Source organism: Bradyrhizobium sp. LTSP885 (genome assembly GCF_000938305.1).
GTDB lineage: Bacteria > Pseudomonadota > Alphaproteobacteria > Rhizobiales > Xanthobacteraceae > Bradyrhizobium.
In genome coordinates this window covers 117,087-134,253 of sequence record NZ_JYMT01000021.1, presented here as the reverse complement: position 1 = coordinate 134,253, position 17,167 = coordinate 117,087, and the positions used below count along the sequence as shown (strand labels likewise).

Genomic DNA, 17,167 nt, shown 5'->3' with positions numbered 1-17,167 from the left:
AGCCGCCATCCGTCGGGACTCATGTCCCGACGCCACGCGATGGCGGCAGTTTAGAAGACGACGAATCGCGCGGTCCCGTGCAGCCGATGCAGGGTGTAAAGCTCGGTTTGTCCGGTCGGCGGCAGGGGAATGCCGAAGCGATGCAGGGTTGTAATGCCCTCGGTCGAGATGTTGACGACCTCGGGACCGGACAGACGTACGCTCGGGATCAGCACCGTGAACGACGTCGACGGCCCGTCGATGGTCCGCATCAGGAACACGCTGACCAGCGTGCCGAGAATCGAGCTCTGGGTCTGGATCTCGTCGCCGGTGAAGCTCTTGGTCTGGAATCCGTCGTGATAGCTGAAGACCGGCTTCCCCGTGATGCTGGTGGTCGAATAGGTGGCGTGAATGCCGTGACCGGAAAGCTCATAGAGATTGGGCTGGGTATTGGCCATGATGAAACCCTTTCATATGGAAATGATTAGCAATTACAGGTTGCAATCTGACACAATCATTACCTCGCTCATATGATCTGCTTCACAGCCCGCGCCCGGCTGAACACGATTCCGCGATGTGCGGAGCGGCGACGGGACCGGCGCCCGCCATGTGAAGCAGCTTGCGAAAATAATTATATAGTATAATCAATTTGCCAGAGACCGAACAGTCAAGCCGCCGGGGAGGCCACCATGCCCAAGCTCAAACTGCCCGATATCGAGAAGGTCGTCGCGATCGACATCCACACCCATGCCGAGGAGCCCTGCGGCATGCATGGCGACGACGGCTATGACGACTTCCAGGCGCAGATGGCGGATTACTTCAAATCGCCGCACAAGCATCCGCCGACCGTGCCCGAGACCGCGGCCTATTACCGTTCCAAGAACATCGCTGCGGTGATCTTCCCTGTCGATGCCGAGCGCGAGACCGGCTTCCGCCGCTACAACAATCTCGAGATGCTGGAGATCGCCTCTGACCATCTCGACGTCCTGATCCCGTTCGTCTCGATCGACCCGCACAAGGGCAAGCTCGGGGTGCGTGAAGCGAGGAAGCTGATCGAGGACTACGGCGTCCGCGGCTTCAAATTCCACCCGACCATGCAGGGCTTCTACGCCAACGACCGCATGGCCTATCCGCTCTACGAGGCGATCAATGACGGCGGCGCGATCGCGCTGTTCCACACCGGTCAGACCGGCGTCGGCTCAGGCATGCCTGGCGGCATGGGCATGCGGCTGAAATATTCCAACCCGATGTACATGGACGACGTCGCGGCTGACTTCCCCGATCTCAAGATCATCCTCGCACATCCTTCCTTTCCCTGGCAGGAGGAAGCGCTGTCGGTCGCGACCCACAAGCCGAACGTCTATATCGACCTCTCCGGCTGGTCGCCGAAATATTTCCCGCCGATTTTGGTGCGCTACATCAACTCGATCCTGCAGGACAAGATGCTGTTCGGTTCCGACTGGCCGGTGATCACGCCGGACCGCTGGCTCGCCGATTTTGCAAAACTCGACATTCGCGAGGAGATCCGCCCCAAGGTCTTGAAGGCCAACGCGCGCAAGATTTTGGGTATATAAGGCGACCTCCGCACTGCGCCCTCGGCGTCCCCGGCGCGGCGGTCGGGATAAGAGAGAATGACAGTGACGATCAAAGCCGTCGTCTTCGATGCCTATGGCACGCTCTACGACGTCCAGTCAGTGGCTGATGTCACCGAGGATGCCTTTCCGGGCTATGGTGACATCATCACGCAGGTCTGGCGCATCAAGCAGCTCGAATATTCCTGGCTGCGCACGCTGATGCGGCGCTACCAGGATTTCTCCGTCGCCACGCGCGACGGGCTTGCCTACACGCTGCGCAGCCTCGGCCTGCAATATGACGCCGCGACCTTCGCCCGCATCATCGACAAATACCAGCATCTCGATCTCTATCCCGATGCAGTGAGCGCGCTGTCCGCGATGAAGGACAGGAAGCTCGCGATCCTCTCCAACGGCAGCCCTGATATGCTCAACGCGCTGGTGCGCAATTCGGGGCTCGACCGGTTGCTCGATGCGACCATCAGCGTCGATGCGAAGAAAATGTTCAAGCCGGCCCCTGAGGCCTACATGCTGATCGAAGAGGTCTTGCACGTGCCGCCCGCCGAGGTGCTGTTCATTTCCTCCAATCCGTGGGACGCCTGCGGCGCCAAGGCATTTGGTCTCAACGTCGCCTGGATCGAGCGGGTGACGCCGGAAGCCATGGCTCTGGCCTGCGTCGAGAGCGAGACGGTCACCCCATTGACGATGTTTTGGGCGTTGCGTACCCAGATGGACGAGCTCGGCGTCGCGCCTGATCACCGCATCCGCGCTCTCTCCGAACTTCCCGCCCTGGTGTCCGCCCAAAGGTCCTGAACGAAAATGAGTCTCGAGTCCGTCCGTGCCTTCTTCGCCGAGAAAGCGCCCGATATCTCCGTGATCGAATCAGCCATGAGCTCCGCGACCGTCGTGCTGGCGGCCGAGGCCTACGGCGTTGAGCCGGCGCGGATCGCCAAGACGCTGAGCCTTCGCGTCGGCGACCGCGTGGTGCTGATCGTCGCCGCCGGCACCTCGCGGATGGACAACAAGAAGGTGAAGGCGCAGTTCGGCGGAAAGCCGAAGATGCTCGGCCTCGACGAGGTCGCCGAAATCACCGGCCACGAGGTCGGCGGCGTCTGCCCGTTCGGGCTGAAGACACCATTGCCGATCTATTGCGACGTGTCATTGAAGGCGTTCGACGTGGTGGTGCCGGCCGCGGGCTCGACCCACAGCGCGGTGCGCATCACGCCTGACAGGATGGCGGCGCTGACATCGGCTGAATGGGTCGATGTCTGCGAGGTCAGGCCCTAAATCTTACTCGTTGTCATCGTCGGGCGATGGCGCGACCGGCGTCGGCTGAATCTGCTGCGGCACATGGGGTCGCTGCATCGGCTGCGGCGCGCGCGCCATTGGCGGCTGTGGCCCGGGCTGCTGCTGCGCGCTGGCATTCGATTCAAACACCGCGCGACAGGAATGGCCGAGCAACGCCGTGTTCTGCCGCAGGCAGGCGACGATCCGGTTGGTATCGGGAATCTGATCGCTGCACAGGCGCATCACATCAGGCGTGCACGCCATCTGCTGTTCCCAGGTTCCCCGATATTCCTGGGAGGATGCGGGCGTCACAGCGGCCAGACTGCCGACTGCGATCGCCAAGCTTAGGACGATCCGCTGCGTTTGCATATCGGGTCCCCTTGTTCGATTTTCATGAAGGCGCATGCGAAAGTTCCGCGCCGCGCTTTGCCCAAAATTGGCAAGGGAATGCGGCCAAGGATCGTTCGCGTAGACAAAAAAATGTGAAGACGAGCCGCGCAGGACCGTCGATCACGGCCTGCGGCGTTCTGTCCGCAAATGCTGATCGCGGACGCGGCTGTTACCAGGCGTACCGCACCGCGCCCTTGCCGGCGTAAGAACGGGTGACGTCCGAGAATTCGCCCTCGAAGGTGGCGGCCGCGGACCAGCCGTTCATCCATTTGATTTCCGCCGAGGCGGTCGTCAGCGCCGAGTCGGAAGCCTGAGCCGCGCCGTTGACGACGAACGATGCGCCCGGCAGCGTCTGGAACGTCGCGGCGACCGAACGATCCGGATCGTAATCGTGCGCCCAGGCGAGGCGGCCGCGCAAGGTCAGAACAGAGTCCTGTAGCGCCCAGGATTTGTCGGTGCGAATGCCGAGTTCGCTGCGGGCGTCGGTCACACTCTTGGCGCCATACGACAGCGCGAAGGTGGAGGCGCCGGAGAGAACGCCTTCGGCATAAGACGGCAGATCGAAGGTGGTGAACTGTCCAGCAGCGTAGGGCGTGACGCCCACGACCGGCGTGACAAAGCGATAGCCGCCCTCGACGCGGCCCGACCAGGCATTGGCGTTGAAGCGCGCGCGCAACTGATCGATGCCCGCGATGGTCACGGTGCGATCCGTCGTCACGTCCTGCCAGCCATAGGCCAGCGCCGCGGAGAGATAGGCCGGGCCGACGGTGTGGCGCACGAACGCGCCGGCCTGGAACAGATCGGAATGACCGGTGCCGGCATTGGCGACGCTGAAATTGGTGCCGCCACCGGCAAGCGAGAAGCCGGCGATGGTATCGGGCGAGAAACGATAATCGGCGCCGACCGCGGTGCCATAAACCCGGCTGGTGGCGCTGTTGGATCCGAGCGCGGTATTGCCGTCGGTGGTCTGCGAGCCGCCGAAGCCCGCGGCCCACACGCTCCAGCGCTGGTCGAAGGCGGTGACCGGCGCCTTGTCGAACATCGCATAGGCGTCGCGCGCCGCACCGGTATTTTGCGTCGAAGCATAGCCGTTCGCGCCGCTTCCCTGTGGAGCGATACCGTTGCCACGTCCATCGATGAAGGGATCGGTCATGAGGCCCATGAACTGCGTCATTGCACTGAACGTGGTCTGCTGCGTGCCGGTGGCGGTCTCGCCTGAGGCCTGGGACAGGCCGGCCGGCGTCAGCGCGCCGAACACCAGCGGAATGCCGCCGGTGGTGTTGAAGAAATTGATCAGGGTATTGCCGACGTTTTGCTGGTTGACATTGAGGCTGGAGCCGAAGCCCGGAGCCGTGGGACCGGATGGTGTGACCGGCGGGGTGGCCGGCGGCGTGAAACTCAGCGCCAGATTGAGGTAGGCGTTCTTGCCGTCGTAGCTCAGGCTGGTCGCGAAGTTCGTCGGCAGGTTGCTGTTGATCAGCGAACCAAAGGAGCCATTGACAACGCCCGCGGTCAGGATGGTGTATTTCTTGGCGACATAGCTGCCGTTGGCATAGGTCGCATTGACGGTCGCGCCGTTCAGCGTCGCAGTGCCGCTCACGTTGGCGAACGACGATGTGGTCGGGTTTATATTGACGGCATAGGTCGATGCCGCGGTGAAGCCGAGCGTGCCAAAAATCGTCAACGACGACCCCGGCGTGCCCGAGCCCGGCGCCAGCGTGCCGCCTGCGATCGAGGTGTTGCCGACGGCGCCGGTGCCCGAGAGCGTTCCGCCGGTATTCACCGTGACCCCGCTCGACGATGCGAGCGAGCTGTTGACGACGAGGGTGCCGCCATTGACCGTGGTCGCGCCGCTATAGCCGATGGCGCCGGTCAGCGTTTCCGTGCCGCCCGTCAGCGTAAGTCCGCCGTTGCCGCTGATCATGCCTGCGTAGGTATCGTTTGCCGCGGTCAGGATCAGTGACTGGTTGCCCAGGAATAAATTCGAGTTGCTGTTGGTTCCGGCCAGCGACTTGATCGAGGTGTCGACAGACATGACCGAAAGATCGAGGGTGCCGTTATTAATGACCTTGCTCGAGCTTGCGATGGAAGCGGTGCCGTTAAGCGCCAGGTCTCCGGTGGTCGTGATATTGGTCACACCGGTATAAGTGTTGGTTCCACCGAGCACTGCGAAGCCACCGGCGACCGTCAGTCCACCGCCACCACCGATGGTGCCGTAGTAGATGTTCAGTCCGTTTCCGTTCGTAATGGTGAGGGTTTGCGTACCCAGATTCACATTGCTGCCGGAGACGCCGTTCAGCGAAACGACCGAAGCGCCGGCCGTTGTCCCGGAGATATCGAATATCGCGCCGTTGGTCAGGTTGACCTGGCTCGATGCGGCAATGCTGCCCGTTCCCGTCAACGCCAGCGTCCCGGCCGCAATCGTGGTCGCGCCGGTATAGCCGTTGGTGCCCGTCAAGGTGAGCGTGCCAGTCCCGACTTTGGACAAGGCGCCAGTCACACCGACGCCATTATTGATCTGCCCGGAAAAACTTGTGCTGGTGTTCAATGTGCCGACCGTCAGGGTCTGCGTGGCGGCCCCTCCGTTCTGGGTCGAAAAGACCACATCGCCGCTTCCTTCCAGCGACCCGACGCTCAGCACGCCGTCTGACTTTTGCATGACCAAAGTGCCGTTGTTGATGATGCGCGCGGTACCCCCCGTCGAGCTATTGATCATCTGAAGGAATGTGCCGCTATTGACCGTGAAGGTCGCCGCTCCCAGCGTCGAGTTATTCTGGAACTGCGCCGTGCTGCCACCGCCCTGCACGGAATAGGCGACGTCGCCTCCTCCCGCAGTGGCGCTGTTCTTGAAATCCATCGTGCCATTGACGGTGATGTTTTGCGTGTGACCCGAGGTGTTGGAAACACCGGCAGCGTTGACCGTCATCAACTGACCGTTGAGATCGACCGTATAAGCGGTCGTTCCATTGAACGTGAGACTGCCGACCGCCACTTGGTTGGAAAGTGAAACCGCGCTTTTGTTGGACGTGCCGAAGACGACAGCGGCCGCCAGAGAATCCGGGATGGTCGCGGGATTCCAGTTCGCCGCCGTATTCCAATCGCCGCTGCCCGGCGAAGCCAGCCAGGTCTGCGCTTGGGCTGAGGCCGGCCAAAAAGCAGGAAGCAAGGCCAACACGGCCAGCCTCGGCAAATACACACTGCACCGCGAGCGAATACCGGAGACCGATAAGCGACCAAAAAACAAATCTGCCTCCAACGTCTGCTCCGATCCCAGGCCGTTGTGGCGCCAGCTGACGCAGCCAAAATCGCAACACGAAATTTCGAATCCGAGCCGCGATTTTAGTTTTTTCTGGGAAATCGGCTTGGACTGGACGTCACCCGGTCTGGACTGGGCGTCACCGTTCGACGATTGAGGGGGTCTGTTGCTGGTGGGAGACAAGCTCGGCAGGGGGTTCGGGCTCGGCGCGCGCGGCCAACGCACGCTGCGATCACAACATCAGCCATGGTCGTTGGTGCCGATCAGCGATGCCGTTCGATCGCGAACGGACGCTACTTCTTCTTCCCCTTCGCAAACTGCTTCGCCAGAAAATCCGCGAGCACCTCGACGCGGACGGGGCGCGGGCCGCCGGGCGGGGTGACGAGGTGCACGGCGGCCTCCGGCTGGTGCCAGCCCTTCAGGATCACCTCGACCTCACCGCTGGCGATCGCCTCGCCGACGATGAAATCAGGCAGGTCGGCGATGCCGAGGCCGGCGAGCAACGCGGGCATCACCGCCTCGCCATTGTTGACCCGCAACTGGCCCGCCGGGCGCACATTGGCCTGCTCGCCGGCGGCGTTGGTGTAGTGCCAGACGCCCTGCGTCGAAAGATAGGCGTAGCCGAAGCATTTGTGCTCGGCGAGATGCATCGGATGGGTCGGCCTTCCGTGGCGCTTCAGATAGGACGGCGCGGCCACCGTGTAACGTGGCATCGCGCAGAGCCGACGCGCGATCAACGAGGAGTCCGGCAGCCGCGCGATGCGCAGGCCGGCATCAAACCCCTCGCCGATCAGGTCCACCGTCGCATCGCTGAGATGCAGGTCGATCGCGACCTCCGGATAGGCCTCCATGAACTCCGGCAGCAGCGGCGCCACCGTCTTGATGCCAAAGCTCATCGGCACCGCGAGCCGCACCAGCCCGCGCGGCGTGGTCGATTGCGCCAGCGCCTCGTTTTCCGCGGCCTCGCCGTCGGCGAGCAGGCGGGCTGCGCGCTCGGACAATTTCTGGCCGGCATCGGTCAGCGCCAGCCGCCGCGAGGTGCGGTTGAACAGCCGCGCGCCGAGCCGCTCCTCGAGCCGGCTGACCGCCTTGGAGACCGTGGCCTTGGACAGCGAAAGGTCGCCCGCGGCGGCGGCAAATGACCGTAATTCCACGACTTTTGCGAAAATCGCGAGCGCCTCGAAGTCCGGAAGTTTTGGCATGGGCAGCTGTCCCGCTTGCTCAATATAAGAAACAATGAGTTTCGATAGTTTCTATTTCTATACCACAGCGGGGGGCATATCCAAGAGCCAACGGAATTCAACCGATGGAGATATCCCATGATCGAACTGAAACCATTCGCCAAGCTCGGCGGCGCCGACCACGGCTGGCTGAAGGCGAAGCACCACTTCTCCTTCGCGAGCTACCACGACCCCGACAACATCAGCCACGGCGCGTTGCGGGTGTGGAACGATGACGAGATCGCGCCGAACTCTGGCTTTCCCGCGCATCCCCACGCCAACATGGAAATCATCACCTATGTCCGCGAGGGCGCGATCACGCACCAGGACTCGCTAGGCAACAAGGGCCGCACCGAAGCGGGCGACGTCCAGGTGATGAGCGCCGGCAGCGGCATCCGTCACTCCGAGTACAATCTGGAGCCGTCGAAGACCAAGATCTTCCAGATCTGGATCGAGCCGACGACGAAAGGCGGTCACCCGACCTGGGGCTCGAAGCCGTTCCCGAAATCAGACCGCTCCGGCAAGCTCGTCACCATCGCCTCAGGCATTGACGGCGACAAGGATGCGCTGCCGATCCGGGCCGATGCGCGGGTGCTCGCCACCACGCTGAAGGCCGGCGAAAGCGCGGAATACGATTCCGACAAGGCCCGTCACCTCTATCTGGTGCCGGCGGCCGGCAGCGTCGAGGTCAACGGCGTGCGCGTCAATGCACGCGACGGTGCGGCGATCCGCGACGAGACCAAGCTGAAGATCACCGCGCTCGAGGATGCCGAGCTGGTGCTGGTCGACGCGGCCTGACGTCTTCTTCTCTCATGCGCGGACAAACGTCCGCGCATGCCCCCTCCCCACCACAACAACTTGCAAACTCAAAGGAGGCCATCATGGCCAAGGTTCTCGTCCTGTATTATTCCGCCTACGGTCACATCGAAGCGATGGCGAATGCCGTCGCGGAAGGCGCGCGCGAAGCCGGCGCCACCGTCGACATCAAGCGCGTGCCCGAGCTGGTGCCGGCCGAAGTCGCGAAGGCCTCGTACTACAAGGTCGACCAGGCCGCACCGGTCGCTGAGATCAACGACCTAGCCAGCTATGACGCTATCATCGTCGGCACCGGCACGCGCTTCGGCCGCATGGCGTCGCAGATGGCGAACTTCCTCGATCAGGCCGGCGGCCTCTGGGCCAAGGGCGCATTGCACGGCAAGGTCGGCGGTGCCTTCACGTCAACGGCGACCCAGCATGGCGGCCAGGAGACCACGCTGTTCTCGATCATCACCAACCTGCTGCATTTCGGCATGACGATTGTCGGCCTCAACTACGGCTTTGCCGGCCAGATGAAGCTCGATGAGGTTACCGGCGGCGCGCCCTACGGCGCCACCACGATCACCGGCGGCGACGGCAGCCGCCAGCCGAGCGAAAATGAGCTGGCCGGCGCGCGCTATCAAGGCCGTGTGATCGCGGAGACTGCCAAGAAGCTGCATGGCTAAGCATCGCGGCTAGCTCAGCGGCCAACTGCATGGCTGATGCGATACGGGCGGCATTCTCCTTCGAGGATGCCGCCCGATCGTGATAGACCACAGCGTCATCTCGGCAGCGCAGAGGTTTGCGATGAACACCACTTCCAACCCTCGCTGGCCTGAGCTGCCGACCGCGGCGTGGCGTGACACCTGTGCCACGCTGCAGCTCTGGACCCAGATCGTCGGCAAGATCCGGCTCGCAAAGTCGCCATGGCTCAATCATTCCTGGCACGTCACGCTCTATATCACCGCGCGCGGGCTGACGACCTCGCCTATCCCGGACGGCGACCGCACGTTCCAGATCGACTTCGATTTCATCGATCACGTCCTCCGCATCTCGACCTGCGACGGCACTGAGCGGCAATTCGCGCTTGTCCCGCAATCGGTCGTGAGCTTCTACGCGACCGTTATGGCCAACCTTGAGGGCCTCGGCGTGAACGTCGCTATCGACGAGATGCCGAACGAGCTGGCCGATCCGATCCGGTTTTCGCTAGACACGCAGCATGCCTCCTACGATGCGGACGCCGTGCGCAGTTTTCATCGGATCCTTGTGAACTGCGACCGCGTGTTCAAGCAATTCCGTACCGGCTTTCTCGGCAAGGCGAGTCCGGTGCATTTCTTCTGGGGCAGCTTTGATCTCGCGGTCACGCGCTTCTCCGGCAGGACGGCACCGCAGCATCCCGGCGGCGTACCATATCTGCCCGACAGGGTGGCACACGAAGCCTATTCGCACGAGGTCAGCAGCGCCGGCTTCTGGCCGGGCGGCGGCGCTATCGACTATCCAGCGTTCTATTCCTACGCCTACCCGGAGCCTGCCGGCTATCGCAGCATGCCGGTCCGACCCGAGGCCGCATTCTTCAGCGAGGTGCTTGGCGAATTCATTCTGCCCTATGACGCCGTGCGCACGGCTGCAGACCCCGACAAGGCGCTGCTCGATTTCCTGCAATCGAGCTATGAGGCCGCGGCGATCAACGCAGGCTGGAACCGCGATGCGCTCGAATGCGCACCAGGTCAGCCCGGCGTGGTCAGAAAGACCTAGACGAGATCGAGGCAAGGAGGCTTGCCGACCGCTCAATAATCCTCGCGCGACGGCTTCGACTTGCCGAGCGCCTGCTTCAGCCACGCGGTGAGTTTTGGATAGCGGCGCAGCGCCAGTACGGCGCGATCGCGCAGTGCATACGGACGGCCACGCCAGCTTAAGGCTGCGCTGAGATCGACCAGCGGCATCCGCTCCGGCTTGAAACGGCGCTTGTAGCTGTAATTGCCGATCGAGAGGTCGAATTCCCGCACACCGTCCTTGTGCAGCGCTGCCATGGTGCGCTCAATGATCAGGCGCCCTGGCGAGGAGTTCGACCATTTACCGCCGGCATTGCTGATGCGGATCATGACATAGCGCGTACCGGTGCGGATGCCGAGCAGTGTCGCCACCACCTCCTCGCCTGCGGTCAGCGCTGTCACCACCGTGTAGCCGCCGTCGATGCTGTCACGGACGAGGCCGCGATAGAAGGCGGCGCAATTCTCCTCATTGAGGATGAAGTTGAGCCCCAGGCTTGTCATCCGCGAGGCCTGCTGGACTTCCAAGGTCGAAAGGATCTGCAGCGCTTCATCGGCATCGGCGGCGATCCTGAAGGCAGCCGAGTGATCGCGCGTGAACACGCGCCAGTTTCGCTCCAGCTCCTTGCGCACGGTCTTGTCCAGCGTGTAGCGCCAGGCGTCGTAGTCGTCGCCGGTCAGGATCGGGTTGCCAGTGAGCGAGCACGGCCCTGCCGCGTCGAGCAGCGCCAGCGGATTGGCGCGGCAGCCGAGCTCGGCGGGCACCTTGCGCAGGCGGACAAGATCCGCGCCACCGGCCGACGCGCGTAGCGCCGCGCGCAGGTCGCGCCAAAGCAGACGTGCAGCGGCAGCGTCACGCGGCGCGGCGGGTCCCAGCAGCGGCGCGTTGTAATCGGTGAGATCGAGATCGGCGAATTCGACAATACGAATGTTGCCCTGCTGGCGACGGATCAGCGGGAGCAGTGCGGCGCGCTCGCCGGTCGCGGCATCCGTGATGACAGCGATCAGCGGATCGACGCCGGCAGCCGCTGCAAAAGCGCTGTACCACGATGCATACCATTGCGGATGCTGGAACGCGGTTGGCGGATCGAACGATCCCCAGCGCGCCACAGCCCGCGTCCAATCCGACAACAGCTCGACGTGGAAGCCGATTGCGTGCGAGGATGCCCGCGCACCGATCTTTCCAACCGTCGTTGTCAACACCGTCATTTTCAGACCCTATTTGTCCTACGCTGCCTGTGATGCCAGCTTGGGCGGGTCGACAATCCCGCCGAGATCGCTCTCATCGAGACAAAAATCAATCGGGCACCGCACGGCGCGTTCGCGTTTCACCCATTTGCTGTTGCGCAGCAGCCTTTGCATGACGCGCTTTGCGACGAACGCGGGTCCGTGCAGGCCGCGGCTCTTCGGCGCATAACCGAAGCGACGGCGCAACATCCCGTTGGCGAGATGGAGGGCCTGGGCGCGCCTGATATCATCGTTCATGTATGACACCGACATCGAGATGTTGACGGTGGAGAGGTTCTCGACGCGGTGCGGTGCGTTGAGCGGCCAGTTCAGCATCTGGCCGGGCTCGAGATCGATCACCTGGGCATGCTTGTCGTACCAGGCGGCGTAGGGGATATCGACCTCGGCCTGGAATAGCGCGCAGTCCTCGAGATCCTCGGGGCGGATGAAGGGCGGCGTATTCGGATAGATATAGACGCGCTTGCGGCCGGCGATCTGGATCAGGCCCTGGCCCGGCAGATCGACGTGATAATAGACCTGCGCATCAGGCGACGAGATCAGGATGCCGGCCTGATGGGTCGGCACCTCAAAACCCGGGACCTTGGCCGCGACCTCGGCGAACATCTGATCGATCATGTCGTGGTAACGGCGATCGATCGAGGAGACCTCGCGCAGGTTCAGCCACAGACCGCCGCGCGAGATCGCTTCGATCACCTGACGGCCGCTGAGCTTGCCGATCTCGCCCTCGCGCCAGATGCGGCTCGATCCCCGGGGCCCAGTCTTGACCAGGCTGTAATGCTCGCTCGGATAGGCCTCGATCAACCTGGCGAGATCATCCAAAGAAAACGCCGGCTGCTCGTGGATGCTGTGCGCGAGCCGGATCGTCTGGTGGCTCCAGAGTTCGGAATGGGTGTCATCCCAGTTCGTGAAAAACCTGCCTGTGGTCACCGTCCTGCTCCTGGTCACGTTGCGCCGTTCGCTATGCCACCTCTAATGCAGCCTTGGGCAGGTCGACGATCTTGCCGGGACCGGTGTCGTCGAGACGGAAGTCGATCGCGCGCCGCGCCGAGCGCTCGCGTTTCACCCACTTGCCGTCGCGCAGCAGCTTCTGCATCACCTGCTTGGCGAAGAAGGACGGACCGCGGATGCTGCGGCTCTTCGGCGCGTAGCCGAAGCGATGGCGGAGCATGCCGTTGGCGAGATGCAGGATCTGGGCGCGGCGGATGTCGTCATTCACATAGGACACCGTCATCGAGATGTTGACGGTATCGAGATTCTCGACCCGGTGCGGCGCATTCAGCGGCCAGTTCAACATCTGGCCTGGCTCGAGATCGATCACCCGCGCATGCCAGTCGTACCAGGGCTCGTAGGGGATATCGACCTCGACGTCGAACAGCGCAATGTTTTCCAGATGCTGGGGCCGGATGAACGGCGCCGTGTTGGGGTAGATGTAGACGCGCTTGCGCCCGGCGATCTGGATCAGGCCCTGCCCCGGCAGATCGGCGTGGTAGTAGACCTGCGCGTCGGGCGACGAGATCAGGATACCGGCCTGGTGCGTCGGCGCGTCGAAACCAGGAACTTTGGCTACGATCTCGCCGAACATCTCGGTGATCATGTCGCGGTAGCGGCTATCGATCGCGGTGACGTTGCGCAGGTTCAGCCACAGGCCGCCGCGCGAGATCGCCTCGATCACCTGGCGGCCAGAGAGGTTGCCAATCTCGCCTTCGCGCCAGACCCGGCTCGATCCCTTGGCGCCGGTCTTGACCAGGCTGTAATGCTCGCGCGGATAGGTCTCGATCAGCCTGGCGAGATCGTCCATCGAGAACGCAGGCTGCTTGTGCATGCTGTGCTCGAGCCGGATCGGCTGATGGCTCCAGAGCTCGGAATGGGTGTCATCCCAGTTCGTGAAGATCCTGCCCGTCGTCATTGTCGCGCTCCTAATGTGTTGCGCCGTTTTGTTCATCCGATGTCCCGTTCCGGGACGAGCGGGGGGTTGTTGCAGAGAGATTGGCAAGAAGGATGCCGTCGGTGGATGCGGCCGCTTACCCGAAGCTAATGTCTCGCTTGTATCGCTAACGGCGACGCCATCCGGACCGGCTGCCAGAGCACGATGACCGAAAAACCCCGATATCGGGCGCTGTTCCTCGGCGCCGGACCGCAGATGCAATGCGGCGTCGGGCAGTTCACGCGCCTGCTGCAGGAAATGCTCGAAAAGAGCGAGCCCGGCGCTAGCACGACGTTAACCCTGACGCAGACGGACGGGACGACCGGCGCGATCTGGCGCGCGGTCGGCACCGCCGAGAGTGTGATCTGCAGCTTCCCGATCGTGGCCTGGAAGCGGGTGATCGTCCGGCCGCTGCTCGCGCTCGCTTTTGCGCGGCTCCGGCGCCGCAAAACTGTCCTGATCCAGCACGAATGGGCCGGCCTCAACAGGATGCGCCGGCTCACCTACGTCCCGGCGCTATGGCTGGCCGATACCATCGTGATGTTCTCGCCGCTGGTGCGTCGGGAGCTCGCCGACGATCGCTTCATGCGCGGCATGGTGCGGAAATGCGTGCTGGCGCCGTTGCCGCCGAATATCGCAGCGCCAGCCGGCATCGAGGATTCGCAACTGCGGCGACGGCTGGCTGCCGCGCGTAGCGACGGCCGGCTCATCATCGGGCATTTCGGCTCGATCTATCCCGGCAAGCAGCCGAATGGACTGCTCGAGATCGGCGCAACCTTGAAGGAGCGCGGGCTGAAGCCGCTGATCGTCTATGTCGGCTCCTTCATCCGCGGCGTCGACAACACCGAACAACGGTTTCACGCGCGCGTCGCCGAGCTGGGGCTCACGGGCGACGTGATCGTCTCCGGCTATGTCGCCTCCGATCACGAAGTGTTTGGCCTGCTCGGCGAAGTCGACGTGTTCTGCTATCCGCTCGATGAGGGTCTGACCGCGCGGCGGTCGAGCGTGCTGGCCTGCGTGCAGTCCGGCCGGCCGCTGATCGTCACCGGTCCGGCACTGCCGGAGGAGTTCGACCACCACCCGCGTTTCAAGGAGCTGATCAATCGCGGCGCCATCCTTCTGGTGCCGCGCGATTCGGACAGCGTCGCCTATGCCGACACGATCGTCGCGGCGCTGAAGCGACCGACGATGCACGTGCCGTTCGACTTTGACGGCTGGTGGACCGACGTGGCGAACGCCGTACGCGCGCAGCTCTAGATTCTTGTTTTGACGCGTTTTCTTCATGCGAACCGGTGTCCACTTCGCTTGAAAACGCTTTAGATCCGCATCCGGAACCGGGCGAGATAGTGCAGCCCGAACACGGCGATCAGGAATGTCACCCAGGTCGTATCGGCCCGATCGAGGAAGAAACTTTCCATCGACGACAGATAGAGGCCGAACAGCCAGATGCGCAGGTACAGCATCGTCAGCGGGCCGTTATTGCCACCCTGATCCGCAGCCTGGAAATCCCGCAACGGCTTGACGACGATCGCCGCGATCAGCAGCGCGAGACCCGGCAGGCCGGTCCCGAGCGCGGTGTCGAGGTAGCCGTTGTGGCTGTGCGAGGCATAGCCCGCCCACTCCTTGCCTTCCTGCAGGTTCTGGATCGCATCGGTGCCCCAGAACGACTCGAAGCCGTAGCCGGTCAAGAGTCGCTGATGCAGCGAGTCGAGCGCGAACGTCCAGATGTCGGCTCGGCCGGTAAAGGACGTGTCGAGTGGCAGCAAGTCGGCAATCGCAGCGAGCGTATCGCTCATGACAGTGCCGACGCTGAACAAATTGAGCAGCACGAGCGGCGTCAGCAGCAGGAACGCACGCGCCCAGAACGAACGGACGACCAGCGTGAGCGAGCTCAGCAATAACACGGCGGCACACAACGCCATCGAACTCTTGCCGGCGGTAAAGAACAGGAAGACCGAAGCCAGTACGGCCACGGCGATGCCCGAGAGCCAGCTCCCGGCCCTGATCAGGTAAATACCGAGGAACAGCAGCATCGCCATCATCGCGGCGGCGACGTTCTTGTGACCGAACACACCGCGCCAATTGCCGGCCAGCGCCGGCTCCTGCGGATCGGTGGCCTGGTGCATCGCCAGATGCGGGACCAGCAAGACTCCGAAATAGCAGGTTACGAGCAGGACGAGCGCTGCGACGCTGAACCAGCGCATCAGTTCGCCTTGCGACTTCGGCAACAGCAGCATGGTTGCCGTGACCACGATAACGAACACCGACAGCGCAAGCCGGCGCAGCGACGTCGCCGGATCGAACGACAGCACGACGGTGACGCAGACCCAGGCTGCAAACAGCATGAAGGCCGGCGTCACCAGCGATTTCAGCGCCGGCATGTCGTCTCGCATGGTCAGCGCGAGCATGACGGCCATCAGGACGCCGAACAGGCCATAGAGAAACGCCTCCTTGCCGGTCGTGACGTCAGCTACATAAAAGCCGCTCAGATCTTCGAACGGATGCAGCGAGACCCAGACCAGCAACAGGATGCCGATGAACATCGCGCCGCGGACAAAATCCATCGGCGGCCGGCGCGAGACCCCCGCGATCAGCGCACGGCTTTCCGCGGTGATGGGGAAATCGGTCACGGCGCGATCTTGGAGGCCGAATAAGGCTGCGGCTCGATGCCGAGAACCGCCAGCGCGCTGCCGATGGCGACGACCATCGGATGCATCGCGATGACAGCCTGCTGCTCCTTCAAGACGATGCGCGTGAAACGAAGCAGCGAGAACGGCACGAGGCCGAACATCTTGGCCTTTACGGCCGTGCGCGACCAGATCGTTTGCGCAGCCTTGCGCTCGATATGATAGTTGATCGCGCCGATCCGCAAACCACGCCGCACGATCCAGCCGAGACTGGTCCGGCTCTCCGGAACGGTCTCGCTGATATCAGCCTCCGTTACCCAGAAGAAGCGGAAGCCGGCGCGGCGGGCGCGCGCGAAGAAATCATGGTCGCCGCCGCCGAGGAAATTGAAGCGCAGGTCGAAGGCGGGCTGTCCGAGCCGCTCGAACACCGCCCGCCGGATCAGGCAGTTGCCGCAGCCATAGATCACCGGGACGGGACCGCTGGTGTGATAGGCCGGAGCGAACGCCGGATGGCGCTTGAGGCCGCCCTTGTGCTCGTCGTCGAAGTTCGGCCACACCGGCCCGCCGATGATCTCGGCGCCGGTCGTCTCGGCTGCCTGCACCATGCGCTCCAGCCAATCGGGCGAAGCGACCTCGTCATCGTCGATCATCAGGAAATTCTTTGCCTGCGGGAACGTCGCCAGCGCCGTTTCGAACGCCGCGTTGATCGCCTGGCAATTGCCCTGCCGGGGCTCGACGATGCAGACGCCGCGAAGCCGGCCGGAGGTGAGATACTCGGCCGCGACCGGCGCGCCTTCACATCGCGAGGCATCGTTCTCGACCACGACCACGGCAAAGCGGCGCTCGGTCCGCTGCGCCGCGATCGACTCCAGTGTCAGTCGCAGGTGCTTCGGCCGGCGAAAGCTCGGAATGCAGATGATGGTCTCGATGGAGCAGTCGAGCGCAGGCGACGTCGCAACCCAGGCCCGGTCCGGTGCGGCAAACTCGGTCGACATCTGGTTCAGCACTCCTGGCATTCCCGCCCCGCACGCGCATCATGCCGGAGCGAGGCAAGTCGTCATAATGGGACAGCTTCGTCCCGAGATGACCGCCGCGTGCAGC

Annotated in this window: 17 protein-coding genes; 8 read left to right on the top strand and 9 right to left on the bottom strand. The window is 63.3% G+C overall.

Translation table 11 applies throughout. The features are described from left to right. Window positions 1-50 precede the first annotated feature (50 nt). The gene (locus UP09_RS14535; protein WP_044538874.1) at window positions 51-437 is read right to left on the bottom strand and encodes a hypothetical protein; all 387 of its coding nucleotides are present in this window, start codon (window positions 435-437) and stop codon (window positions 51-53) included. 231 nt (window positions 438-668) lie between these two features. Here UP09_RS14535 and UP09_RS14530 point away from each other — a divergent pair, with 231 nt between their 5' ends. The 3 genes from UP09_RS14530 (at window position 669) to UP09_RS14520 (ending at window position 2,837) form a co-directional block, all read left to right on the top strand. Further along, complete coding sequence (locus UP09_RS14530) at window positions 669-1,553, top strand: amidohydrolase family protein (protein ID WP_044538873.1); 885 nt, start codon at window positions 669-671, stop codon at window positions 1,551-1,553. 63 nt (window positions 1,554-1,616) lie between these two features. Beyond that, window positions 1,617-2,363 carry a haloacid dehalogenase type II gene (locus tag UP09_RS14525; protein WP_044538872.1) on the top strand — a complete coding sequence of 249 codons (747 nt, stop codon included), beginning with the start codon at window positions 1,617-1,619 and terminating at the stop codon, window positions 2,361-2,363. A 6-nt stretch (window positions 2,364-2,369) separates the two neighbouring features. Continuing rightward, the gene (locus tag UP09_RS14520) at window positions 2,370-2,837 is read left to right on the top strand and encodes a YbaK/EbsC family protein (RefSeq protein WP_044538871.1); all 468 of its coding nucleotides are present in this window, start codon (window positions 2,370-2,372) and stop codon (window positions 2,835-2,837) included. 3 nt (window positions 2,838-2,840) lie between these two features. On the opposite strand, the gene UP09_RS14515 is transcribed toward UP09_RS14520, so the two are convergent. Beyond that, on the bottom strand, window positions 2,841-3,179 hold the full coding sequence (locus UP09_RS14515) for a hypothetical protein (protein ID WP_502689053.1): 339 nt from the start codon (window positions 3,177-3,179) through the stop codon (window positions 2,841-2,843). 217 nt (window positions 3,180-3,396) lie between these two features. Beyond that, window positions 3,397-6,153 carry an autotransporter outer membrane beta-barrel domain-containing protein gene (locus tag UP09_RS14510; RefSeq protein WP_156164604.1) on the bottom strand — a complete coding sequence of 919 codons (2,757 nt, stop codon included), beginning with the start codon at window positions 6,151-6,153 and terminating at the stop codon, window positions 3,397-3,399. 40 nt (window positions 6,154-6,193) lie between these two features. On the opposite strand from UP09_RS14510, the gene UP09_RS37615 reads away from it, so the two are divergent. Next, window positions 6,194-6,640 carry a hypothetical protein gene (locus UP09_RS37615; protein ID WP_156164603.1) on the top strand — a complete coding sequence of 149 codons (447 nt, stop codon included), beginning with the start codon at window positions 6,194-6,196 and terminating at the stop codon, window positions 6,638-6,640. Window positions 6,641-6,776: 136 nt separating this feature from the next. Here the strand turns inward: UP09_RS37615 and UP09_RS14505 are convergent, their stop codons facing one another. Beyond that, window positions 6,777-7,685: a LysR family transcriptional regulator gene (locus tag UP09_RS14505; protein ID WP_044538869.1), complete on the bottom strand. Its 909-nt coding sequence runs from the start codon at window positions 7,683-7,685 to the stop codon at window positions 6,777-6,779. A 117-nt stretch (window positions 7,686-7,802) separates the two neighbouring features. Between UP09_RS14505 and UP09_RS14500 the strand changes: the two genes are divergently transcribed. The 3 genes from UP09_RS14500 to UP09_RS14490 all read left to right on the top strand — a co-directional run bounded on the left by UP09_RS14500 (window position 7,803) and on the right by UP09_RS14490 (window position 10,253). Next, complete coding sequence (locus UP09_RS14500) at window positions 7,803-8,501, top strand: pirin family protein (RefSeq protein WP_044538868.1); 699 nt, start codon at window positions 7,803-7,805, stop codon at window positions 8,499-8,501. An 83-nt stretch (window positions 8,502-8,584) separates the two neighbouring features. Further along, complete coding sequence (gene wrbA, locus UP09_RS14495; protein ID WP_044538867.1) at window positions 8,585-9,184, top strand: NAD(P)H:quinone oxidoreductase; 600 nt, start codon at window positions 8,585-8,587, stop codon at window positions 9,182-9,184. 121 nt (window positions 9,185-9,305) lie between these two features. After that, window positions 9,306-10,253, top strand: a complete 948-nt coding sequence (locus UP09_RS14490; protein ID WP_044538866.1) for a DUF5996 family protein — start codon at window positions 9,306-9,308, stop codon at window positions 10,251-10,253. A 32-nt stretch (window positions 10,254-10,285) separates the two neighbouring features. On the opposite strand, the gene UP09_RS14485 is transcribed toward UP09_RS14490, so the two are convergent. Genes UP09_RS14485 through UP09_RS14475 form a run of 3 tightly spaced genes read right to left on the bottom strand, consistent with a single transcriptional unit; the run spans window position 10,286 to window position 13,421 of the window. After that, the gene (locus UP09_RS14485) at window positions 10,286-11,476 is read right to left on the bottom strand and encodes a GNAT family N-acetyltransferase (protein WP_044538865.1); all 1,191 of its coding nucleotides are present in this window, start codon (window positions 11,474-11,476) and stop codon (window positions 10,286-10,288) included. A gap of 18 nt (window positions 11,477-11,494) precedes the next feature. Next, window positions 11,495-12,442 carry a cupin domain-containing protein gene (locus UP09_RS14480; RefSeq protein ID WP_044538864.1) on the bottom strand — a complete coding sequence of 316 codons (948 nt, stop codon included), beginning with the start codon at window positions 12,440-12,442 and terminating at the stop codon, window positions 11,495-11,497. Window positions 12,443-12,473: 31 nt separating this feature from the next. Continuing rightward, window positions 12,474-13,421: a cupin-like domain-containing protein gene (locus UP09_RS14475; RefSeq protein ID WP_044538863.1), complete on the bottom strand. Its 948-nt coding sequence runs from the start codon at window positions 13,419-13,421 to the stop codon at window positions 12,474-12,476. Between the two features lie 183 nt (window positions 13,422-13,604). Between UP09_RS14475 and UP09_RS14470 the strand changes: the two genes are divergently transcribed. Next, a complete protein-coding gene (locus UP09_RS14470) occupies window positions 13,605-14,696 on the top strand; it encodes a glycosyltransferase family protein (RefSeq protein WP_052833097.1) in 1,092 nt (363 codons plus the stop codon). 59 nt (window positions 14,697-14,755) lie between these two features. Here the strand turns inward: UP09_RS14470 and UP09_RS14465 are convergent, their stop codons facing one another. Both UP09_RS14465 and UP09_RS14460 read right to left on the bottom strand, forming a co-directional pair. Continuing rightward, on the bottom strand, window positions 14,756-16,069 hold the full coding sequence (locus UP09_RS14465; protein ID WP_052833096.1) for an O-antigen ligase family protein: 1,314 nt from the start codon (window positions 16,067-16,069) through the stop codon (window positions 14,756-14,758). Beyond that, window positions 16,066-17,061 carry a glycosyltransferase family 2 protein gene (locus tag UP09_RS14460; protein WP_245301952.1) on the bottom strand — a complete coding sequence of 332 codons (996 nt, stop codon included), beginning with the start codon at window positions 17,059-17,061 and terminating at the stop codon, window positions 16,066-16,068. Before UP09_RS14460 ends, UP09_RS14465 begins: the two co-directional genes overlap by 4 nt. Window positions 17,062-17,167: the final 106 nt, after the last annotated feature.

Excerpts from the sequence above, each read along its gene's own strand:
- UP09_RS14535 (WP_044538874.1), bottom strand. The coding sequence starts at position 437 with ATGGCCAATACCCAGCCCAATCTCTATGAGCTTTCCGGTCACGGCATT.
- UP09_RS14530 (WP_044538873.1), top strand. The coding sequence starts at position 669 with ATGCCCAAGCTCAAACTGCCCGATATCGAGAAGGTCGTCGCGATCGAC.
- UP09_RS14520 (WP_044538871.1), top strand. The coding sequence starts at position 2,370 with ATGAGTCTCGAGTCCGTCCGTGCCTTCTTCGCCGAGAAAGCGCCCGAT.
- UP09_RS14510 (WP_156164604.1), bottom strand. The coding sequence starts at position 6,153 with ATGACGGTCAACGCTGCCGGTGTTTCCAACACCTCGGGTCACACGCAA.
- UP09_RS14505 (WP_044538869.1), bottom strand. The coding sequence starts at position 7,685 with ATGCCAAAACTTCCGGACTTCGAGGCGCTCGCGATTTTCGCAAAAGTC.
- UP09_RS14500 (WP_044538868.1), top strand. The coding sequence starts at position 7,803 with ATGATCGAACTGAAACCATTCGCCAAGCTCGGCGGCGCCGACCACGGC.
- wrbA (WP_044538867.1), top strand. The coding sequence starts at position 8,585 with ATGGCCAAGGTTCTCGTCCTGTATTATTCCGCCTACGGTCACATCGAA.
- UP09_RS14490 (WP_044538866.1), top strand. The coding sequence starts at position 9,306 with ATGAACACCACTTCCAACCCTCGCTGGCCTGAGCTGCCGACCGCGGCG.
- UP09_RS14485 (WP_044538865.1), bottom strand. The coding sequence starts at position 11,476 with ATGACGGTGTTGACAACGACGGTTGGAAAGATCGGTGCGCGGGCATCC.
- UP09_RS14475 (WP_044538863.1), bottom strand. The coding sequence starts at position 13,421 with ATGACGACGGGCAGGATCTTCACGAACTGGGATGACACCCATTCCGAG.
- UP09_RS14470 (WP_052833097.1), top strand. The coding sequence starts at position 13,605 with ATGACCGAAAAACCCCGATATCGGGCGCTGTTCCTCGGCGCCGGACCG.
- UP09_RS14460 (WP_245301952.1), bottom strand. The coding sequence starts at position 17,061 with ATGTCGACCGAGTTTGCCGCACCGGACCGGGCCTGGGTTGCGACGTCG.